Source organism: Streptomyces sp. Qhu_M48, assembly GCF_051305195.1.
GTDB lineage: Bacteria > Actinomycetota > Actinomycetes > Streptomycetales > Streptomycetaceae > Streptomyces.
Map to the genome: position 1 here is coordinate 1,319,232 of NZ_CP195432.1, position 14,390 is coordinate 1,333,621.

General features: G+C 66.2%; 12 protein-coding genes and 1 pseudogene. 8 read left to right on the forward strand and 5 right to left on the reverse strand.

Annotation, left to right across the window (positions count from 1 at the left end):
- Window positions 1-173: 173 nt before the first annotated feature.
- From ACRRSS_RS06185 to ACRRSS_RS06195, 3 genes and pseudogenes are all read right to left on the reverse strand, one after another.
- Window positions 174-5,174: a hypothetical protein gene (locus tag ACRRSS_RS06185; RefSeq protein WP_435970202.1), complete on the reverse strand. Its 5,001-nt coding sequence runs from the start codon at window positions 5,172-5,174 to the stop codon at window positions 174-176.
- A 43-nt stretch (window positions 5,175-5,217) separates the two neighbouring features.
- A complete protein-coding gene (locus ACRRSS_RS06190; RefSeq protein ID WP_266745045.1) occupies window positions 5,218-5,571 on the reverse strand; it encodes a trypco2 family protein in 354 nt (117 codons plus the stop codon).
- 226 nt (window positions 5,572-5,797) lie between these two features.
- Window positions 5,798-5,944: pseudogene (locus ACRRSS_RS06195) on the reverse strand (IS5/IS1182 family transposase); the annotation flags it as partial.
- Window positions 5,945-6,117: 173 nt separating this feature from the next.
- Between ACRRSS_RS06195 and ACRRSS_RS06200 the strand changes: the two are divergent.
- From ACRRSS_RS06200 to ACRRSS_RS06210, 3 genes are all read left to right on the forward strand, one after another.
- A complete protein-coding gene (locus ACRRSS_RS06200) occupies window positions 6,118-7,935 on the forward strand; it encodes a hypothetical protein (protein ID WP_435970203.1) in 1,818 nt (605 codons plus the stop codon).
- Window positions 7,936-7,989: 54 nt separating this feature from the next.
- The gene (locus tag ACRRSS_RS06205) at window positions 7,990-8,736 is read left to right on the forward strand and encodes a DUF5677 domain-containing protein (RefSeq protein ID WP_435970204.1); all 747 of its coding nucleotides are present in this window, start codon (window positions 7,990-7,992) and stop codon (window positions 8,734-8,736) included.
- Between the two features lie 113 nt (window positions 8,737-8,849).
- Window positions 8,850-9,428, forward strand: coding sequence for a hypothetical protein (locus ACRRSS_RS06210; protein ID WP_435970205.1), 579 nt, complete (start codon window positions 8,850-8,852; stop codon window positions 9,426-9,428).
- 57 nt (window positions 9,429-9,485) lie between these two features.
- On the opposite strand, the gene ACRRSS_RS06215 is transcribed toward ACRRSS_RS06210, so the two are convergent.
- Complete coding sequence (locus ACRRSS_RS06215) at window positions 9,486-10,649, reverse strand: helix-turn-helix domain-containing protein (RefSeq protein WP_435970206.1); 1,164 nt, start codon at window positions 10,647-10,649, stop codon at window positions 9,486-9,488.
- The gene (locus ACRRSS_RS06220; RefSeq protein ID WP_435970207.1) at window positions 10,618-11,253 is read right to left on the reverse strand and encodes a hypothetical protein; all 636 of its coding nucleotides are present in this window, start codon (window positions 11,251-11,253) and stop codon (window positions 10,618-10,620) included. Before ACRRSS_RS06220 ends, ACRRSS_RS06215 begins: the two co-directional genes overlap by 32 nt.
- Before the next feature lie 132 nt (window positions 11,254-11,385).
- On the opposite strand from ACRRSS_RS06220, the gene ACRRSS_RS06225 reads away from it, so the two are divergent.
- From ACRRSS_RS06225 to ACRRSS_RS06245, 5 genes are all read left to right on the forward strand, one after another.
- Window positions 11,386-12,063, forward strand: a complete 678-nt coding sequence (locus ACRRSS_RS06225) for a hypothetical protein (RefSeq protein ID WP_435970208.1) — start codon at window positions 11,386-11,388, stop codon at window positions 12,061-12,063.
- Window positions 12,064-12,189: 126 nt separating this feature from the next.
- Window positions 12,190-12,600, forward strand: a complete 411-nt coding sequence (locus ACRRSS_RS06230; RefSeq protein ID WP_435970209.1) for a head decoration protein — start codon at window positions 12,190-12,192, stop codon at window positions 12,598-12,600.
- A 14-nt stretch (window positions 12,601-12,614) separates the two neighbouring features.
- The gene (locus ACRRSS_RS06235; RefSeq protein WP_383045895.1) at window positions 12,615-13,670 is read left to right on the forward strand and encodes a major capsid protein; all 1,056 of its coding nucleotides are present in this window, start codon (window positions 12,615-12,617) and stop codon (window positions 13,668-13,670) included.
- Window positions 13,670-13,981, forward strand: coding sequence for a hypothetical protein (locus ACRRSS_RS06240; RefSeq protein ID WP_435970210.1), 312 nt, complete (start codon window positions 13,670-13,672; stop codon window positions 13,979-13,981). The genes ACRRSS_RS06235 and ACRRSS_RS06240 overlap by 1 nt, the downstream gene beginning before the upstream one ends.
- Before the next feature lie 79 nt (window positions 13,982-14,060).
- Window positions 14,061-14,387: a hypothetical protein gene (locus tag ACRRSS_RS06245; RefSeq protein WP_435970211.1), complete on the forward strand. Its 327-nt coding sequence runs from the start codon at window positions 14,061-14,063 to the stop codon at window positions 14,385-14,387.
- The last annotated feature ends 3 nt before the right edge of the window (window positions 14,388-14,390 follow it).

Here is a 14,390-nt window from a genome sequence, read left to right on the forward strand (position 1 = left end):
AGTGAACGACCCTGTGGGGCTGACCGGCCTTTGTCCTGCAGTGGTGCTCGCCTTCACGGGTCAGGCCGTCACCCGATCGGTGTCCACTTGAAGAAGCCATTGATCAAGATCCACTGCCGGAACTAGCTGTAGATCCGGAAGAGTCAAGAGAGGACGGCAGGGAATCTGAGGCATCACCTGCTGTACGGCGCCAGCCCCTCGTTGCCGGCGACGACCAGGGAGTCGACGAGAATCTGCCACTCGTCCAACTCGTCGAGTTCATCGGCCATTCCACGAATTTCCTTGAGCCAGCTGTTCGAAAGCCACGACTGCTTGACCGTGACACGCCCATCTTGAATGCACAGGTCGGAGACCCAGGAGACGCCGCGGGCGACTTGCACTTCCTCCGGGAGTTTTCGCAGGATGCGGATGAGCGCGTCGACGGATTTGACCTCACCTCGAGCGGCCGGCAGCCAATCGTCAATCACCTCAACGAGGTCTTTAGCGCGGATCCAGTCGATGGGTTCACCGACGACCTCGTTGTACAGGCCCTGCGCCCACGCAAGAGGGTCCGGCAGCAGGGCAGCGGCAGCCCAGTCCCCCCAGTGGGGGTCGCTGTAAGGGCTCGAGTCGTCGCTCAGGTACCCCAGGGCACGGCGCAGCAACGACGGCCAGACATCTCGGGCAGCTTCGGCCAAGCGTTCGTTCTCTGCACCTGCTGCGGCAAGGCCGTGGAGAAAATTCGACATCAGCTGTGCACTGGCGCGAAGGACATCGAGGTGTTCGAGCAACGGTCCGGCATCGCCGTTCTTTGCGAAGCCTTCGAGCAGAGCGCGTGCGGCGACGAGGGCGTGCGCCCCCCGGTCGTCCGCAGACCAGCCCTTACTCTCCTGCGTGACCATGGCGCGTCGTTCGACGTCGAGAAACGCGGCGAACAGCGTGGCTGCGGCGTCGGTGCAACAGTGGTCTGTCGACGCTGCTACTCCAAGTCCGCGAATGGCTGCGTCCAGAACCGCGATGTCTACGGAGTCACTCCGTAGTTCCTGGAGGCGTTCGGCAACGTCACCGGCAATCTGAACATTCGGCCGCCGCTGGCCGTTCTGGTCCCACGGGCCGATTTCTGCGCCACGGGCGGTTTCAAGCAACCAGTTCAATACGGTCTGGTGGATGCAAGGGTCGAAGCGGCATGGGGACCTCCAGACGACATCGCACCCACGGGCCAGGTATAGCCGAGTCTCCAAGGACGCCTTGCCTGCCATAGCGAGACCAGCCTCGGCAACATCTTCGGTCGAGCCGTCGATCGTCTCCAGCGGCGCTGCTAGGGCGGGCGTGAGGAACGCTGGCACGGCTTGAGCCGCGGCTCGGTCGGCACCTAGGTCGAAGTACTGGTCCTCGTGGCGTTGGTCCTCGGCCTCCTTGAACGACAATGCGATGCCGAGGACGAGCTCGGTTGCGAACTGCGCTTCGTTGCCCAGCGCTTCCATATCACCAGAGGCGGCTCGTTCGACCGCCGCTCGGACAACATGGGCAACGGCATCCACATGCCGAGTCGCGCTCGTATCTCCATCAGCCTCCAGCAGGGCACGGCCTGCCGCCAGGTCCGCGGCGATCTGCTCCGACGGGAGCGGCACGTGCTCGACGTCATGCTTGACCGAGCCCCAATACCGATTCTGCAGTCGCAGGCTGGTCTGTATGGCCTCCTGGGAAACCGCGTGCTTCTCCAGTGCGGCACGCAGCTCTGGCGGGGGCTCGACCTCGATGTGCATCTCATTGCCATGCTGCTGAATTCGATACCGGTCCACATCCAGACTGGCGGCCCAATTCTTCGTGAGCTCCTGGCTGACACCGAGACGGTCGCCATTTTCGACAAGGCTATCGGCGACCTTCTTCAAAGCCTGGGCACGCTCCTGCCCGCCTTGCAGCATCAGTCGCATAGCTACCTCACGCGGTGTCCATTGACGACGTTCGAGGTTCGCGAGCCCTTCAGTTTTCGCGCGCAAGCCTGAATACTCATTCGTTGCGCGACTGAACTCCAAATCCCATACGATTGGTTCGGCGAGGAAAAGATCAAGTTCGGTGCTAACGTTCTCCATGTGACGCACGAGCAGACCGAACAGCATCCCCGGAACAGCCAGGTTTTCGCAGCCGTTTAGGAGTATCGCGACGATCCTTCTTGGTGACGCACCCCGACTCAACAACGTGTCGATAAGTCGTTCCATTGCCTGGAGTGCGCTCATCGCCGAGTGCGGCCCGACCGACGTGCCCCGGTACCAGCTCCATACATGACTGTCGCCCACGTACAGGCGGGTAGTTCCGTCAATGCTCAGAATCGCACCGCGGTCTTCTCCTTCCCTCTTCTCCGTCTCACCATCAGAACCCTCATCCTCTTCATCGGAAGGATCATGCAACGCGTGAGGCGGACTAGGTCGCGACAGCGTTGCCACGCGTGCCTGCGCGCCGCTATTGAGGATACTGTTCAACACCCGCACAGAGGTCGACAGCGGTGCCGTCTGGAACAGCTGCCAGAACCCACCAAAGTAGTACTGGAAAAGAGGTGCTCCGAAACCCCTCCACCGCCCCTGATGCCCTCGGACCCCCTCAGCTCTGTGCCAGCTTGGCTCGTCGTCGATGTAGTAGGCCACCATCAACGTCGCCAATAGCTCTGGATCCTTCTGCGCCAGGGCCCGGGCGCTCCATAGCGAGTCCGCAGCCGGAGCCAGGAACGCCGGCGCATCGTCCGCAATAGCTCGAAGGCACGCTTCGACGGCATCATCAATGTCCGGGCCGAGCAGCGCCAACGTTTCGACGAAATTCTCCCTTGTCAGGTGGCGGTCCAGCTCACGTCGGCGTCGACGGCGTTGCAAAATTCCCCCGGACGGTACGTCCGCTTCGATTTCGCGTCGAGGAAATGAGTTCCAATGGGAAAGGAGGCGGTCCCGTAGGCGGATTCGCAGTTCGTTGCCGACCGGGGCGTCTGCTAGGGACAGGGCTTGTAGCCAGTCCGAGAGCAATTCGAACGAATCTTTCGACACGTCCCAGGGGTTTTTCTCATCGAGAAGAATCTGCACAACAGGATTCGTGATGAGATGGTCTATAAGCCCGTTGACCTTATGTCTCTGCTGAACGACTCGAATCACGTCGTCGAGTGCCAGACCGACAGATTGATTCGCACACGCGGATTTCAGACATTCGTACGCGAATGGCGTTCCAAAAACTGCCTCCACCGGAACGTCAGTCCACCTGGGTCCGCGTGCTGCTGCGAAAACCTCGAATTGCGAGCGCAGTTCGATAAACTTCCGGACGGGTCGAGCGTCCGGTGCTTTCAGCAGCCCCTCGCATGCAAGAGTGGCGGCCGACAACGCCCACCGCGGCGCTCCCGCTGCCTGCAGCAACTCGGTGGGACTTTGACCACGGACGAGAAGGATGGCGGTCGCATACCGTCGGATTTCGTCATGTGCAAAGTCCGGCCTATTCCGATACCGGCTCGGTGGCGCGAGCAGATGATCCCGACGCAGCGCATCGACCGCTGCGGCGTCGATGCCTGCGCCAGGTCCACGGGCCTCGGGCAGCCGTATGGTCTCTGCGGCTACCGCGAGCAAGGTCTGTTCGCGTGCCTCCGCCGAGCCGACGCCTGGTCGCCCATCGCCTCGTACGATCCTGCTCCACACCAGATCAAGGCACTCCCACTCACCCAGTGAGCTATCTGGCTCCGCCCCGGTTCGGACCAGAAGGTCCAACACGACGGGCCTGCGCAGCAGCGAGTTCACGGGTAGGTCTCTCAAAACCGTGCGCAAGAGTGGAAAGCGGCCTGAGACGACCGAGATGTCCTCATCGCCCAACGGCCGCATCGCGAAAGATGAAACGGACTTCGCGAATCCCAGCTCCACCTGCTCCCGTACGTAACTCAGTGCCACGTCAGATGTGACCGCGACGAGCCCAACACCCGCCGCAGCCGCTGCCAGCACCAGATCGCCCAAGAGGCCAGCGGACCGCTCCAGAGCAGCATCAGCCGCGTCGATGACCAAGACCCGAGACGGTGCCGATGTCTCTGCGAGCACGTCCTCCAGCGACATCCCAAGGGCAGCTCGCAGCTCCAAGCTGGACTGCGGCAGACTCCGGAAGTTCACCACCACTCCTTGGAACCCGGCAGGGTCTACGGCTTCCAGCTCGGCGACGGCCGACAGCGTCAGCGCACTCTTGCCGATGCCCGACTCGCCGGATACCAACACAGCCGAAGCACGAGTACCGGCCTCGCGCAGGGCCTCAGTGAGTTGCTCGCGGCGGTCGGCGAACGAGATCTCGACCGGTCCACCGGATGACTCATCACCGATAGTGGTCCGAACGCCGGCCATAGCGAGCTTGCGTTGTTCAGCGAGCACCAACCACGCGTGTCGGCTTCGTGTCGCGGGCGAGTCCAGGACCAGGTGAATGTCAGGGCGAAGTGTCTTGAGGTCTACCACGGTGCCCGTGCTGGTTGCCTCGGCCTGGATGGTGGTGTCGCCGGCGGTGATGTCGTCGGCTGTGTTCCGGGTGCTGGGGAAACCGTGCTCGGTCAGCAGGGTGGTGAATCCTGGGTCGGTGAGGAGCAGGTGGACGGGTTCGGCGGTGAGGCGTCGTTCGCCCATGCCGGTGCCGTATTCGACGGCGACGCCGACGAGGTGTCCGTGAGTGAAGATGGCCGTGCCGGAGGCGCCGGCCCAGGGGCGTTCCTTCTGCTGTGTGGCGGCGGGCCAGACGCGGCAATCGAGGACCCAGCGTCTGCCGGCGGTGGTCAGGGGGGCGAGTTCGCCGCGGAGGCTCTCGTACTGGACGCCGCCGCCCGAGAGGGTGGGGAACGCCGGAATCCCGATCCCGGCGTAGGCCAGCGGAGCATCGCCCTGGGGCCGGCCCCAAGGCACGGCCGTCGTGTGGCCTTCATCGGCGTCCTGGTCCAGAAGCAGCAGTGCGACGTCCGGCACCCCGGCACTGTCCGGGCCGAGATCCGGGGCTGGCCAGATGACCGTCGCGGTGCGTTCGCGAAGCCCGGAGTCCGCGCGAGGATGCCCGACCCAGACGGTCGCACCAGACGCGCGGACACCGTCGTCGTGGACGACGTGGAGCGCGGTCAGCACCAGCCGGGGCCCGATGAGATACCCCGAACCCGACCCGCCCACCGGCTGGTCGGGCTTGATGTACGCCGTTCTCTGCGCGTCCACTGTCGTTCTCCCGTTACGCCCGCGCCTCCACGTTTGTAACTGCTCAGGCGTCGCCGCCAGGCGGGACATCAGCCCTCGGCTCCCCGCCGGGCGTCTCGTGCCGGCGGATGCGGGCGGGCTGTCCACCCAGGGCCTCGTCGCGGACGTTCAGCGTCAACGTCAGCGTCTGCCGCTGCGTGCCCCCACCCCCACCTCCGGCCTCCACTGCACCCTTGGTGCCGAAGGCGCCGACTTCGACGTTGACCTTGCCGTTGCCGTCCTTGCGGAACTCGACCTCAAGACAGAGTTCGGCCTGCTCGACCTCGAACCTGAACTGCTCGTTGCCACCGGTATCAGCGGCTTTGTACAGCTCTTCGCGGAGTTCTGCCAGCGCCTCGGACAGCGTCACTTTTGCCACGATTCCCCCTCCAACGCCCCTGCGAACGGTGTGCTCGACCGGCCTGAAGCGCAGTTTTCCTGATGGCACCTCGCCTGCACAGGGGGAACGCGAAATCCCAGACCACACCACTGAGGTCGCTTCGCCATGGTACGGGACGTCGGTCCGCAATGTGCTGGGAAGGCAGAGTTCAGAGTACGGAAGGATCTGTAGCGCCTTGCAGCCCGGGTGTGTTCAGTAAGGATCTTCAGCGTCGTCTCTCGAGGGCGAGGACGGCCTTGGTGATTGACGTGAGCCGGTTGGGGCTGACCCGTGCTTTGCGGAAGATCCGCCAGGCCTTGAGGCGGGGCGAGGACCGCTCGACGGGGAAGCGGAGCCGGGCATGTGCTCGGTGGCTCGGTGTACGGGAGCAGACCCCGGGCGACAGAGCAGGGTTCCTTGCTGGCTGCTCCTCCTCCCCGCAGCCGGGGCTTCCTGGGTACGGCAAGGCCGTGGCCGAAGCGCGCGGTGCTGAGGCGACGCCGTAACCTGATCATTGGCGCGGGGCCGACTGCCTGGAGGGGCACTGTGGGCCTGCGCGAGCTGATCACCGACGCCTGGAGCTGGCTGGACTACAAGCCGGCCATGGCCGACCCGCGCCGCCCGGGGCGGAACGCCTGGGCGGACCTGACGTCGTCGTGGATACCCGACGAGGACCTGCGCCGCCTGGCCGCCTACCGGCTGCTGGCCGCCTACGACTCCAACCAGGCCGGGCAGCTCGCTGAGCTGAGCGGAGACGACGACAGCGGGGCCGAGCGTCGGGAGTTGGGCGATCCGTCGAAGATCGTGGACACCGCGCTCGGCTACCTCCTCGGATCCGAGCAGACCATCAGCGTGGCCGGGGCCGAGCACGCCGGCGACGAGCCGTCTCCGGAGGCCGACGCCGCGCGCATCGTGCAGGAGCGGCTGCGGGCGTGGGCGGAGAAGGAGCTGCTGCCTCTCCGGGTCCAGCAGGCCGAGCGGAATGCGATCCTGCTGGGGGACGGCGTCTACACCCTGGCATGGGACCCGGGGAAGGGACGCGTCCTGCTGCGTACTTGGGACCCGGGCCTGTACTTCCCGGAGTGGCCGGAGGACGGTGAGGACGGCGCAGACTTCCCGATGCGGGTCCACCTGGCGTGGGAGCTGCCCGAGGACAAGCGGCGCGGTCTGAAAACCAGGGTCCGGCGCATCACCTACGAGCTCGCCCCCATCGGCCCGGCCAGCCGCCGGGGCACGGCCAAGGGCGGGGGAGCGGTCCGCGAGTTCCTGTACGACGAGGACGGGACGCCGGTCCTCGTTACCGGCGACCAGCTCGACCCGGACAGCAGCACCATCACCCGCCCCTACCCGTGGGCACCGGACCGGCCCAGCCCGTGGACCTGCTACCTCACGGATGCCGAATGGGAGCTGGACGACCTCACGCACGCCGACCTGCTGTACGACCTGCCGCTGCACAAGGCCACCTTCCGCGTCCGCGCCGACGGCGAAGTCCTCGACCGGCTCGACCTGCGATGCGACTTCATCCCGCTGATCCACATCACCAACTCCATCCCCAACAGCGGCGAGCACTGGGGCAAGCCGACCATCGCCACCGTCCTCCAAGGCCTCGACGAGCTGTCGGCCACCGACACCGACAGCTCCGGCGCCTCCGCGACGACCGGCTCCCCGATCGTCGGCCTGTCCGGCGCGCGCCTCCCCATCGACCGAGCCACCGGACAGCCCCTGCCGGTGAAGGTCCGGGCCGGGACCGTCTGGCAGCTCAACGACAACGGCAGCATGGACGTCCTCGACACCTCCGCCCAGCTCGCCGAACTCCGGGCCCGAGTCGACCACCTCATCGACCGCGTTGCCGCAAACTCCCGCCTCACCGCCGCCGGCCTCGGCACCCTCGACCCGACCGCCCTGCCCTCCGGCTACGCCCTCCAGCTCGCCCTCGGCCCGCTGGATTCGCTGGTCGCCTCCATGCGCCTGGCCCGCAACCACAAGTACGCGGTCCTGCTGCGCATGGTCCAACGGCTCCACCAGGCTGGGCACGCTGAGGGATGGCCCGCGGGGGAGTCCGTGCCTGCCCGCCTGATGTGGGGGCCGCACACTCCCACCGACCGGGCCGCCGTCCTGGACGAGGTGGTCAAGGGAGTCGGCGCCGGAGTCCTCTCGGTGGAGACCGGCGTCAAGATGCTCATTGACGCCGGATACCCCATCGACAACGCACAGGACGAGATCGTGCGGATCCAGTCCCGCGCCTTCGAAGCCGCCCTCCGCCTCGCCGATGCCACCGGAGACAACGGCGCCGTCCGTGCGTACCTCGGTCTCCCGAAGGCGGGACCCGAGATACCGGCCGCCCCTCTGATTGCGCCCGAGTAGCCGTGACGTGAAAAGACGCCCTCGACGTCGGAGGGACCCTGCACCATATGGTCCATGGCACAAGACGTCACCACCGACACTCAGCGGGCGTACCGGGGCATAGAGCAGCTGGCCGCGCTCACAGAAGGCGTGTCTCGCCACGCCCCGACCGAGGGCGACACGCGGCCCTACATCGTTGCGTGGGGCCTGCTGGCCGCCATGCACCGGCAGACCCACGCGGTGATCCTTCTGCACCGGAAGGGGTTCGGGCACGAGGCCGCGGCGAACCGTCGGGCGCTGATCGAGCACATGGCGCAGATTCGCTGGCTCTCGGCAGACGGAACGGTCGCCGTCGACTCCATGAACCGCGCCCTCCAGTACTCGCAGCAGAGGCTGCGCGAGGCGGCGGATGAGGCCGGCATGGAGTACGACCCGACGATCGCCGACTTGGTGCAGGCGACGGTCACCCCCACCCACAAGGACAACCGGTACAACAACCTCGGCCCGCTGATCGCCAGTCTCGCTCCGGCGCTCCTCGCCTACTGGAGGGGAGAGACGCAGCTGGCTCACCCGACCTTGACGGGCGCCCGGTTCTTCTTCGACGACTCCGACGACAGCACCACGACCCTCTACGACACCCCGACGCGTCCCGCCGACACGGAGGACCTGGCCGAGCGGTCGCCGTTCATCGCCTTCGCCCTTCTCTGGTCTGCGATGGACGGCTTCAACCGTCTGCTGAAAGGCGAGCCGTGGACCGACGAACTCCAGCGCATCGCGCATGAGGGCGGGCTCGACGAGAAGGGGACCGCGCCCCGGTTGTGACCTCGAACTGCTGAAGTGAGTTCCCGGTCTGCCCCGGGGCTCATCCAGTTGCGAAAGGGATGTGGCCGAGCGGTACTAGAAACTGGGCATGGAGACCCCGGGAGGTGCCGAGAATGCTACATCTCGAGCTTCCGCTCGCTGTTGCATCGGGGCCCTCACCTGCTCCAACCTCGGGGCAAACAGGAGGTAATACCGCAGTCGCCATTGTGGCACTTGCCGTGGGTGCTGTAGCGACGATCTCAGCAGCCATAATCGCTGGGAAGGCGAGCCATACCGTTGCGCAGGTCAACGCGCTGACTCAGGCTAAGACAGAAGTCACCAAGATGAAGATCGGCGTGGTGAAAGAGTTCTTGGCCGCAGTGGATGAGTACTGGCAGCTCGCCAACGACCTATTCGATGAACGGCGGTCATGGAAGCGTCGCCGTTGGATACCAGGAGTGCAGCGCGCCCCGTCGTACCGACAGCGAACGGGGTCTGTGACCAAGCGGGTCACCCAGGCCCAATTGCATCTGGAAGCCGTGTCGGGGGATCTCGTGAAAAGTGTTGTAGACGATTACATAGGTACCCTTCGCCGCTTGATGGTCAACGCGTACAATGCAGAATGGGATTCGATGGAGACCGGGAAAAAGGAGCGCGATGCCCTTATGGCTGCTCTGCGGAGGGAATTGGATATCAACTCGCAGCCAAAATGACCCAGCGGGACCTGGGGTCCTGTTTGGTAAGGATCGCGGGAGTATCGAGATGTGCGGCTAGAGTGCCCGTCGCTGCCGACGGGCGGGTCGGTCACTGAGACTAACGACAGTTCCTTCAGCTGTCTCGCTGGATCTGGCGCTGGACGGGCTTGAAGGCTGGGGTGCCAGTGATCGAAGGACCGCAGGCTGAATAGCGAGGTCTTCAGATGCAGGGACGTAGGGACGTTCGCCGTATTGCTTCTTCAGGAGAGACCACAGCAGCAGTGGGTGTTCCTGGCCTACCTCGACAGGCTCATCCTTTCGCCAGCCTCGCTGTGAGAGCTGGACATACAACGATCGCTTTCGGGCATCGTTGATGTTTCCGACTGCGGCGCCTCGAAGAATCAGAGCCTGGATCGATACACCCCACGTAGCCTTCCGGCGCGCGAAGCCCTCAAGCGTGAGGCGATCAGTCAGTTCTTCCTTGGCTCGTTCCAGAGGGACCAACAGGGCAGCGGCGAAACGGTTCGCTTCACCTTCGGGGTCCGCTGCGCGGGGTCGGAAGGTATGCAACACAAGGTGCCCCAGCTCGTGCGCCAGCGTGAATCGGTCCCTGTCACCTGCGTTTCCCGGAAAATATGCGATGAGGGCCGTTTCGGAGATCCCAGCCCAATAGGAAACTCCGAAGTGCTTGTTAGTGGGACTGCTGGTGTCGCCTGACGGGTCCGGGAGCACAATCGGTGCGACAGCGACGCCGCTGCGCTCAAGTGCACGGGTGAGGTGCGGGATCGGCTTATCGGCGGCGAGACGCAATGCTTCACGTGTCTGTGCAGCGAAATTCTCGATGTCGACGTCGCTGAGATGCTCTTCGATGGCATACGGAAGGGGTGGCGTTGGGTATCCGACTTGCCTAGTGACATGTTCAGTTACGCGAAATCCCTCCTGGTAGAACGCGCTCACTCGACGGGTGACGGTACGGCTGGCCGAAGCCATCTTCCGGAAGCGAAGTGAGTCCAGAGGAACAGTTGATGGCTGTACGTAGAAGAAGCCCATGGGTGTATCGGTGGCCCCGGCGATCTTCCGCAATCCATCATCGGAGGGCTCTCTTGCCCCTGTCTCCACCTGTGAGATCCAACTAGGGCTCACTCCAGCAATGCCTGCGAGGGCCGTACCCGTAAGCCCGAGGAGGTCACGTAGGGTGCGCAGCCGCTCACCAGGAGAAGCCTCCAGTGCCGTCTGCATCGTTCATCTCCTCGTTCGGAAGCTCTAGTTCCAGACCTTCATCTTGCGGCTCGAAGCGAAGGTTTCGCAGGTCGGACGCGCTGGCAAGCAGCGGAAAGTCCAGGTCGACCAGTTGCTCCTTGCCGAAGCGCCACGCGCCGATGGTCCGCACCACCCTGAAAAGTGGTGCTCCCTTGGCGTCGATACGCCAGAGGATAAGCAGGTCGTTGTCCTCGGGGCCCAGCAGGGTCGGCTGACCGAACTCCGTCAGGGGGCGGTTTTGGTAGTAGGCCCGGCGCTGCCGGTTAGGGCCCGGTGCCGGCACGTGATCGTCCCGGAACCCGTGCAGCAGGCGAGTCCGGTACTCGTTGTTCGTCAGCCACAGCTCGCCGTTGCGGCGGTGGTTTCCGCTGAGCTTCCAGTCGGCGAGGGCGGGGGCCGCGCCGCCGAGCCGGTGGTGGACCAGAGCCCTGGTCATATGCGTGCGGAACCACCCGTAGGAGTGCCCGTCCATCTCGGGGACCTGGCTTCGCTGTCGCTGGACCGCCCACGCGAAGGCGTCGTGAAGGGGCTCGCAGAGTTGTGCGGTCGCGTCGCGGATGCGCTCGATCTCAACCTTAATCACGGCCGTGAAAATATCACGAGGAAAGTTAAGGGTGCTAGGGCTTTGCAGGTATTGGTCGAGGCTGAGTGTCGCGCCGCGCGGCTAGACTGATCATCGGCGTGGGGGCGCTGGAGACCTGTGGACGGTTCACGCATGACGCGCCCTTCGCTCCCCAACCCGCTCTGCCCGGTCGGGTACCGCCGTGACGGGCGGCCCATCTACCCGATCCTGGGTGCCTCGCCCGAGCACGACCCGAACAAGCCCGACGACGACCCGGGAACCGGTGGCGTCACGCAGGACGACCTGTCTCGGCTGTTGGCCCGCGAGAAGACCCAGGGTGGCCGCGCTGCCGTGAAGAAGCTCCTCGACGGCCTCGGGTTCGCCGACACCGAGAAGCTGACGGAGTTCGTCACCGCGACGCGCGACGCCGAGCGGGCCGCGCTGTCCGAGGTTGAGCGGCGCGAGCAGGCCGCGCAGGACAAGCTGCGCAGGGCCGAAGCCCGCGAGGCCCAGGCCGTCGCAAGGGAGCGCGCCGCGATTCGCCGCGCCGCCCTCGCGGGCCTTGGAGCCGCCGGTGAGGATCTGGACGACGCCGTCCTGCTGATCGACCGCGCTCTGGACGGCCAGGATGACGCCGACGAGGAGACGGTCGCCGCGGCGGTCGAGCAGCTTGCGGAGCGGCGTCCGGAGCTGTTCGGTACGGGGCGGGTGACCGTTCCGCCCGCGCCGGGTGGCTCGCCCGCCGGCGGCCCGCCCCCGCGCGGCGTGACCCCGCCGAAGCCCGGCTCGGCAGGACTCGACATGGCCCGCCGACGCGGCTACATCAGCTGACCAAACCCTCTCCCACCGGCGGGATAAGGCCGGACCAGGGGACCACGCCCCTCCCGCTTCGTGGACGGCGCCACCAGGAGGTGAGCGCGCGGACTCCGCCATCGCGTCCCTGGGAGGGGCACCTTCATGCTTCAGCCGATCACGACGCAGCGCAGCGTCACGGCGAACACCGAGTGGCTCGGCGGCCGACACGGCACCGATGACGCCGATACGGTCACGCTCGACATCACCCGATTCACGTCCGGCACGCACTACGTGCCGTCGACCGACACCAGCCAGCCGTACAGCGTCTTCAAGTCCGGCGTGCCGGTCGGCAAGATCACCGCCTCCGGCCTCTACGGCCCCTTCGACAAGGCCGCCGCTGACGGCCGGCAGATCCTCGCCGGATTCGTCCTCGCCGAAACCCTCTTCGCGCCCACCGCCACCAAGGTGCCCGTCGCGCTGCTCTGGCACGGCACCGTTCGTGCCGCGAAGGTCCCCGGCGGCTTCACCCCCGCCGACGTCACCTCGACCAACGCCCTGATCCGGTACGTGTAAGGAGCCGCTGAACCATGACCCTTCAGGACCTGATCAAGGACGTCACCACCCGCGACCTGACCGTCTTCGCCCGAGCCGTGCCGACGCCGGACGAGTGGACGCTCACCACGGGCGACAGCCCTGTCTTCCCCGCCCTCAAGCTCCAGAGCACCATGTGGGAGATCAAGGACTCCGGCCGCTACGTGAACGCGGCCAAGTTCCGGGCGTACGACGCCAGCGCGCCGCTCGCGACCCGCGAGGCGTGGGAGACCACCCGCAAGGGCGGCCTGCCGGTCATCTCGCAGAAGCTCACCGTCAGCGAGCAGGAGATCATCCTCGACGAGATGCAGCGCGGGGCGGACGCCGAACGGCTGGTGAACAACCTCTACTCGGACACCGAGCGGCACGCCGAGGCGACCAAGGGCCGTATCGAGCTTGCGGCCGCCGACGTCCTCCTCGACGGCAAGCTGACGGTCAACGAGAACAACTACATCACCGAGGTCGACTTCGGCGTCCCGGCCGAGAACACCCCCACCGCCCCGAAGGTGTGGTCGGACCCGACGTCGGACCCCATCCGCGACGAGCTCGCCTGGCTCCAGTACCTCGAGGACATCGGCTCGCCAGAGCCCGAGTTCGCTCTCACCTCGCGTCGGGTGATCAACACCTGGGCGAGCAACGCGGCGTACCGTGCCGCGTACTACAACTCGGTGAACCCCTCGAACACGCCGACCAGCTCGCTGACCCCGAGCCAGGTCAACAGCGTGCGCGTCGAGTACGGCCTGCCGCCCGTCCGCATCTACAAGGGGCAGGTCCGCGTCGACGGCGCCTGGATCAAGCCGATCCCCGACGACAGGTACATCTACGTCCCGCCTCAGCGGCAGAAGTGGGCCAACGTGCAGTGGGGCCTGAACGCAGACTCCATCGTCCTGTCCTCCGGGAAGAACCCTGAGATCGAGAAGGAGGAAGCGCCCGGCATCGTCATCACCCGGGACGTGGACTCGGACCCGATCCGCATCTGGACCAAGGTCAACGCGAGCGCCATGCCCGTCATGCACGACCCGCGGGCCCACCTCGTGGCGAAGGTGCTGTGATGGGGCGCCGCCTGCACGCCGCCGTGCACCTGACGCACCCGGAGACCCACGAACCGGTGGTCCTCCTCCCGGGCGACGAACCCGAGGAGGTGGTCGCCGAGCTGATCACCCACCCCGACGCCTGGGAGGACGGCCCCCAGTCGGAGACCGAGGAATCGGCCACAGAGCCGGGAGGTGAGGACGCGCCGGCTGGCGGGGACCCTACGCCGGAGCCGGAGCCGGAGCCGGAGCCGGAGCCGGAGCCGGAGCCGGAGCCCAAGCGCCCGGCGCCCGCTCGGCGCCGCAAGGCCTCCGAGCTGCCCGGCGCCTGAGCACATCTGCGACCACCTCTCACCGTCCGCCCGCGCCGCTTCCGAGCGCGGGCGGACACCCGTACCCAGGGGAGTGCCCATGGACCCGACCATCCTGGCCTGGCTGCGCGCGCAGCTCGGCACGACCACCGACGAGCAGGACCTCGCCGCCCGGTACGCGCGGCTCGGCAGAGCCCGCTCCGTCGCCGCCGAAGTTCTCGCCGAACGCCGCGCCGCGCTGCTGGCCGAACCGCTGCGCATGACCGTGGACGGCGTCATCACCATCGACCAGAGCCAGAACCTCGCAGGCCTCGAAAGGCAGCTCGCCGGCCTGGCCGACCTCCTCGCCCCCGACGACCCCGCCCCTGGAGAAGCGAGCGTCGACCTCGTCACCGCGCCCCTGACGCATCACCGCCGAGGTAGGTAGGAG

What these genes read in the sequence shown, in the direction of transcription:
- ACRRSS_RS06205 (WP_435970204.1), top strand. Translation starts at nt 7,990, where the DNA reads ATGGCACAAGACGTCACCACCGACACTCAGCGGGCGTACCGGGGCATA.
- ACRRSS_RS06210 (WP_435970205.1), top strand. Translation starts at nt 8,850, where the DNA reads ATGCTACATCTCGAGCTTCCGCTCGCTGTTGCATCGGGGCCCTCACCT.
- ACRRSS_RS06215 (WP_435970206.1), bottom strand. Translation starts at nt 10,649, where the DNA reads ATGCAGACGGCACTGGAGGCTTCTCCTGGTGAGCGGCTGCGCACCCTA.
- ACRRSS_RS06225 (WP_435970208.1), top strand. Translation starts at nt 11,386, where the DNA reads ATGACGCGCCCTTCGCTCCCCAACCCGCTCTGCCCGGTCGGGTACCGC.
- ACRRSS_RS06230 (WP_435970209.1), top strand. Translation starts at nt 12,190, where the DNA reads ATGCTTCAGCCGATCACGACGCAGCGCAGCGTCACGGCGAACACCGAG.
- ACRRSS_RS06235 (WP_383045895.1), top strand. Translation starts at nt 12,615, where the DNA reads ATGACCCTTCAGGACCTGATCAAGGACGTCACCACCCGCGACCTGACC.
- ACRRSS_RS06240 (WP_435970210.1), top strand. Translation starts at nt 13,670, where the DNA reads ATGGGGCGCCGCCTGCACGCCGCCGTGCACCTGACGCACCCGGAGACC.
- ACRRSS_RS06245 (WP_435970211.1), top strand. Translation starts at nt 14,061, where the DNA reads ATGGACCCGACCATCCTGGCCTGGCTGCGCGCGCAGCTCGGCACGACC.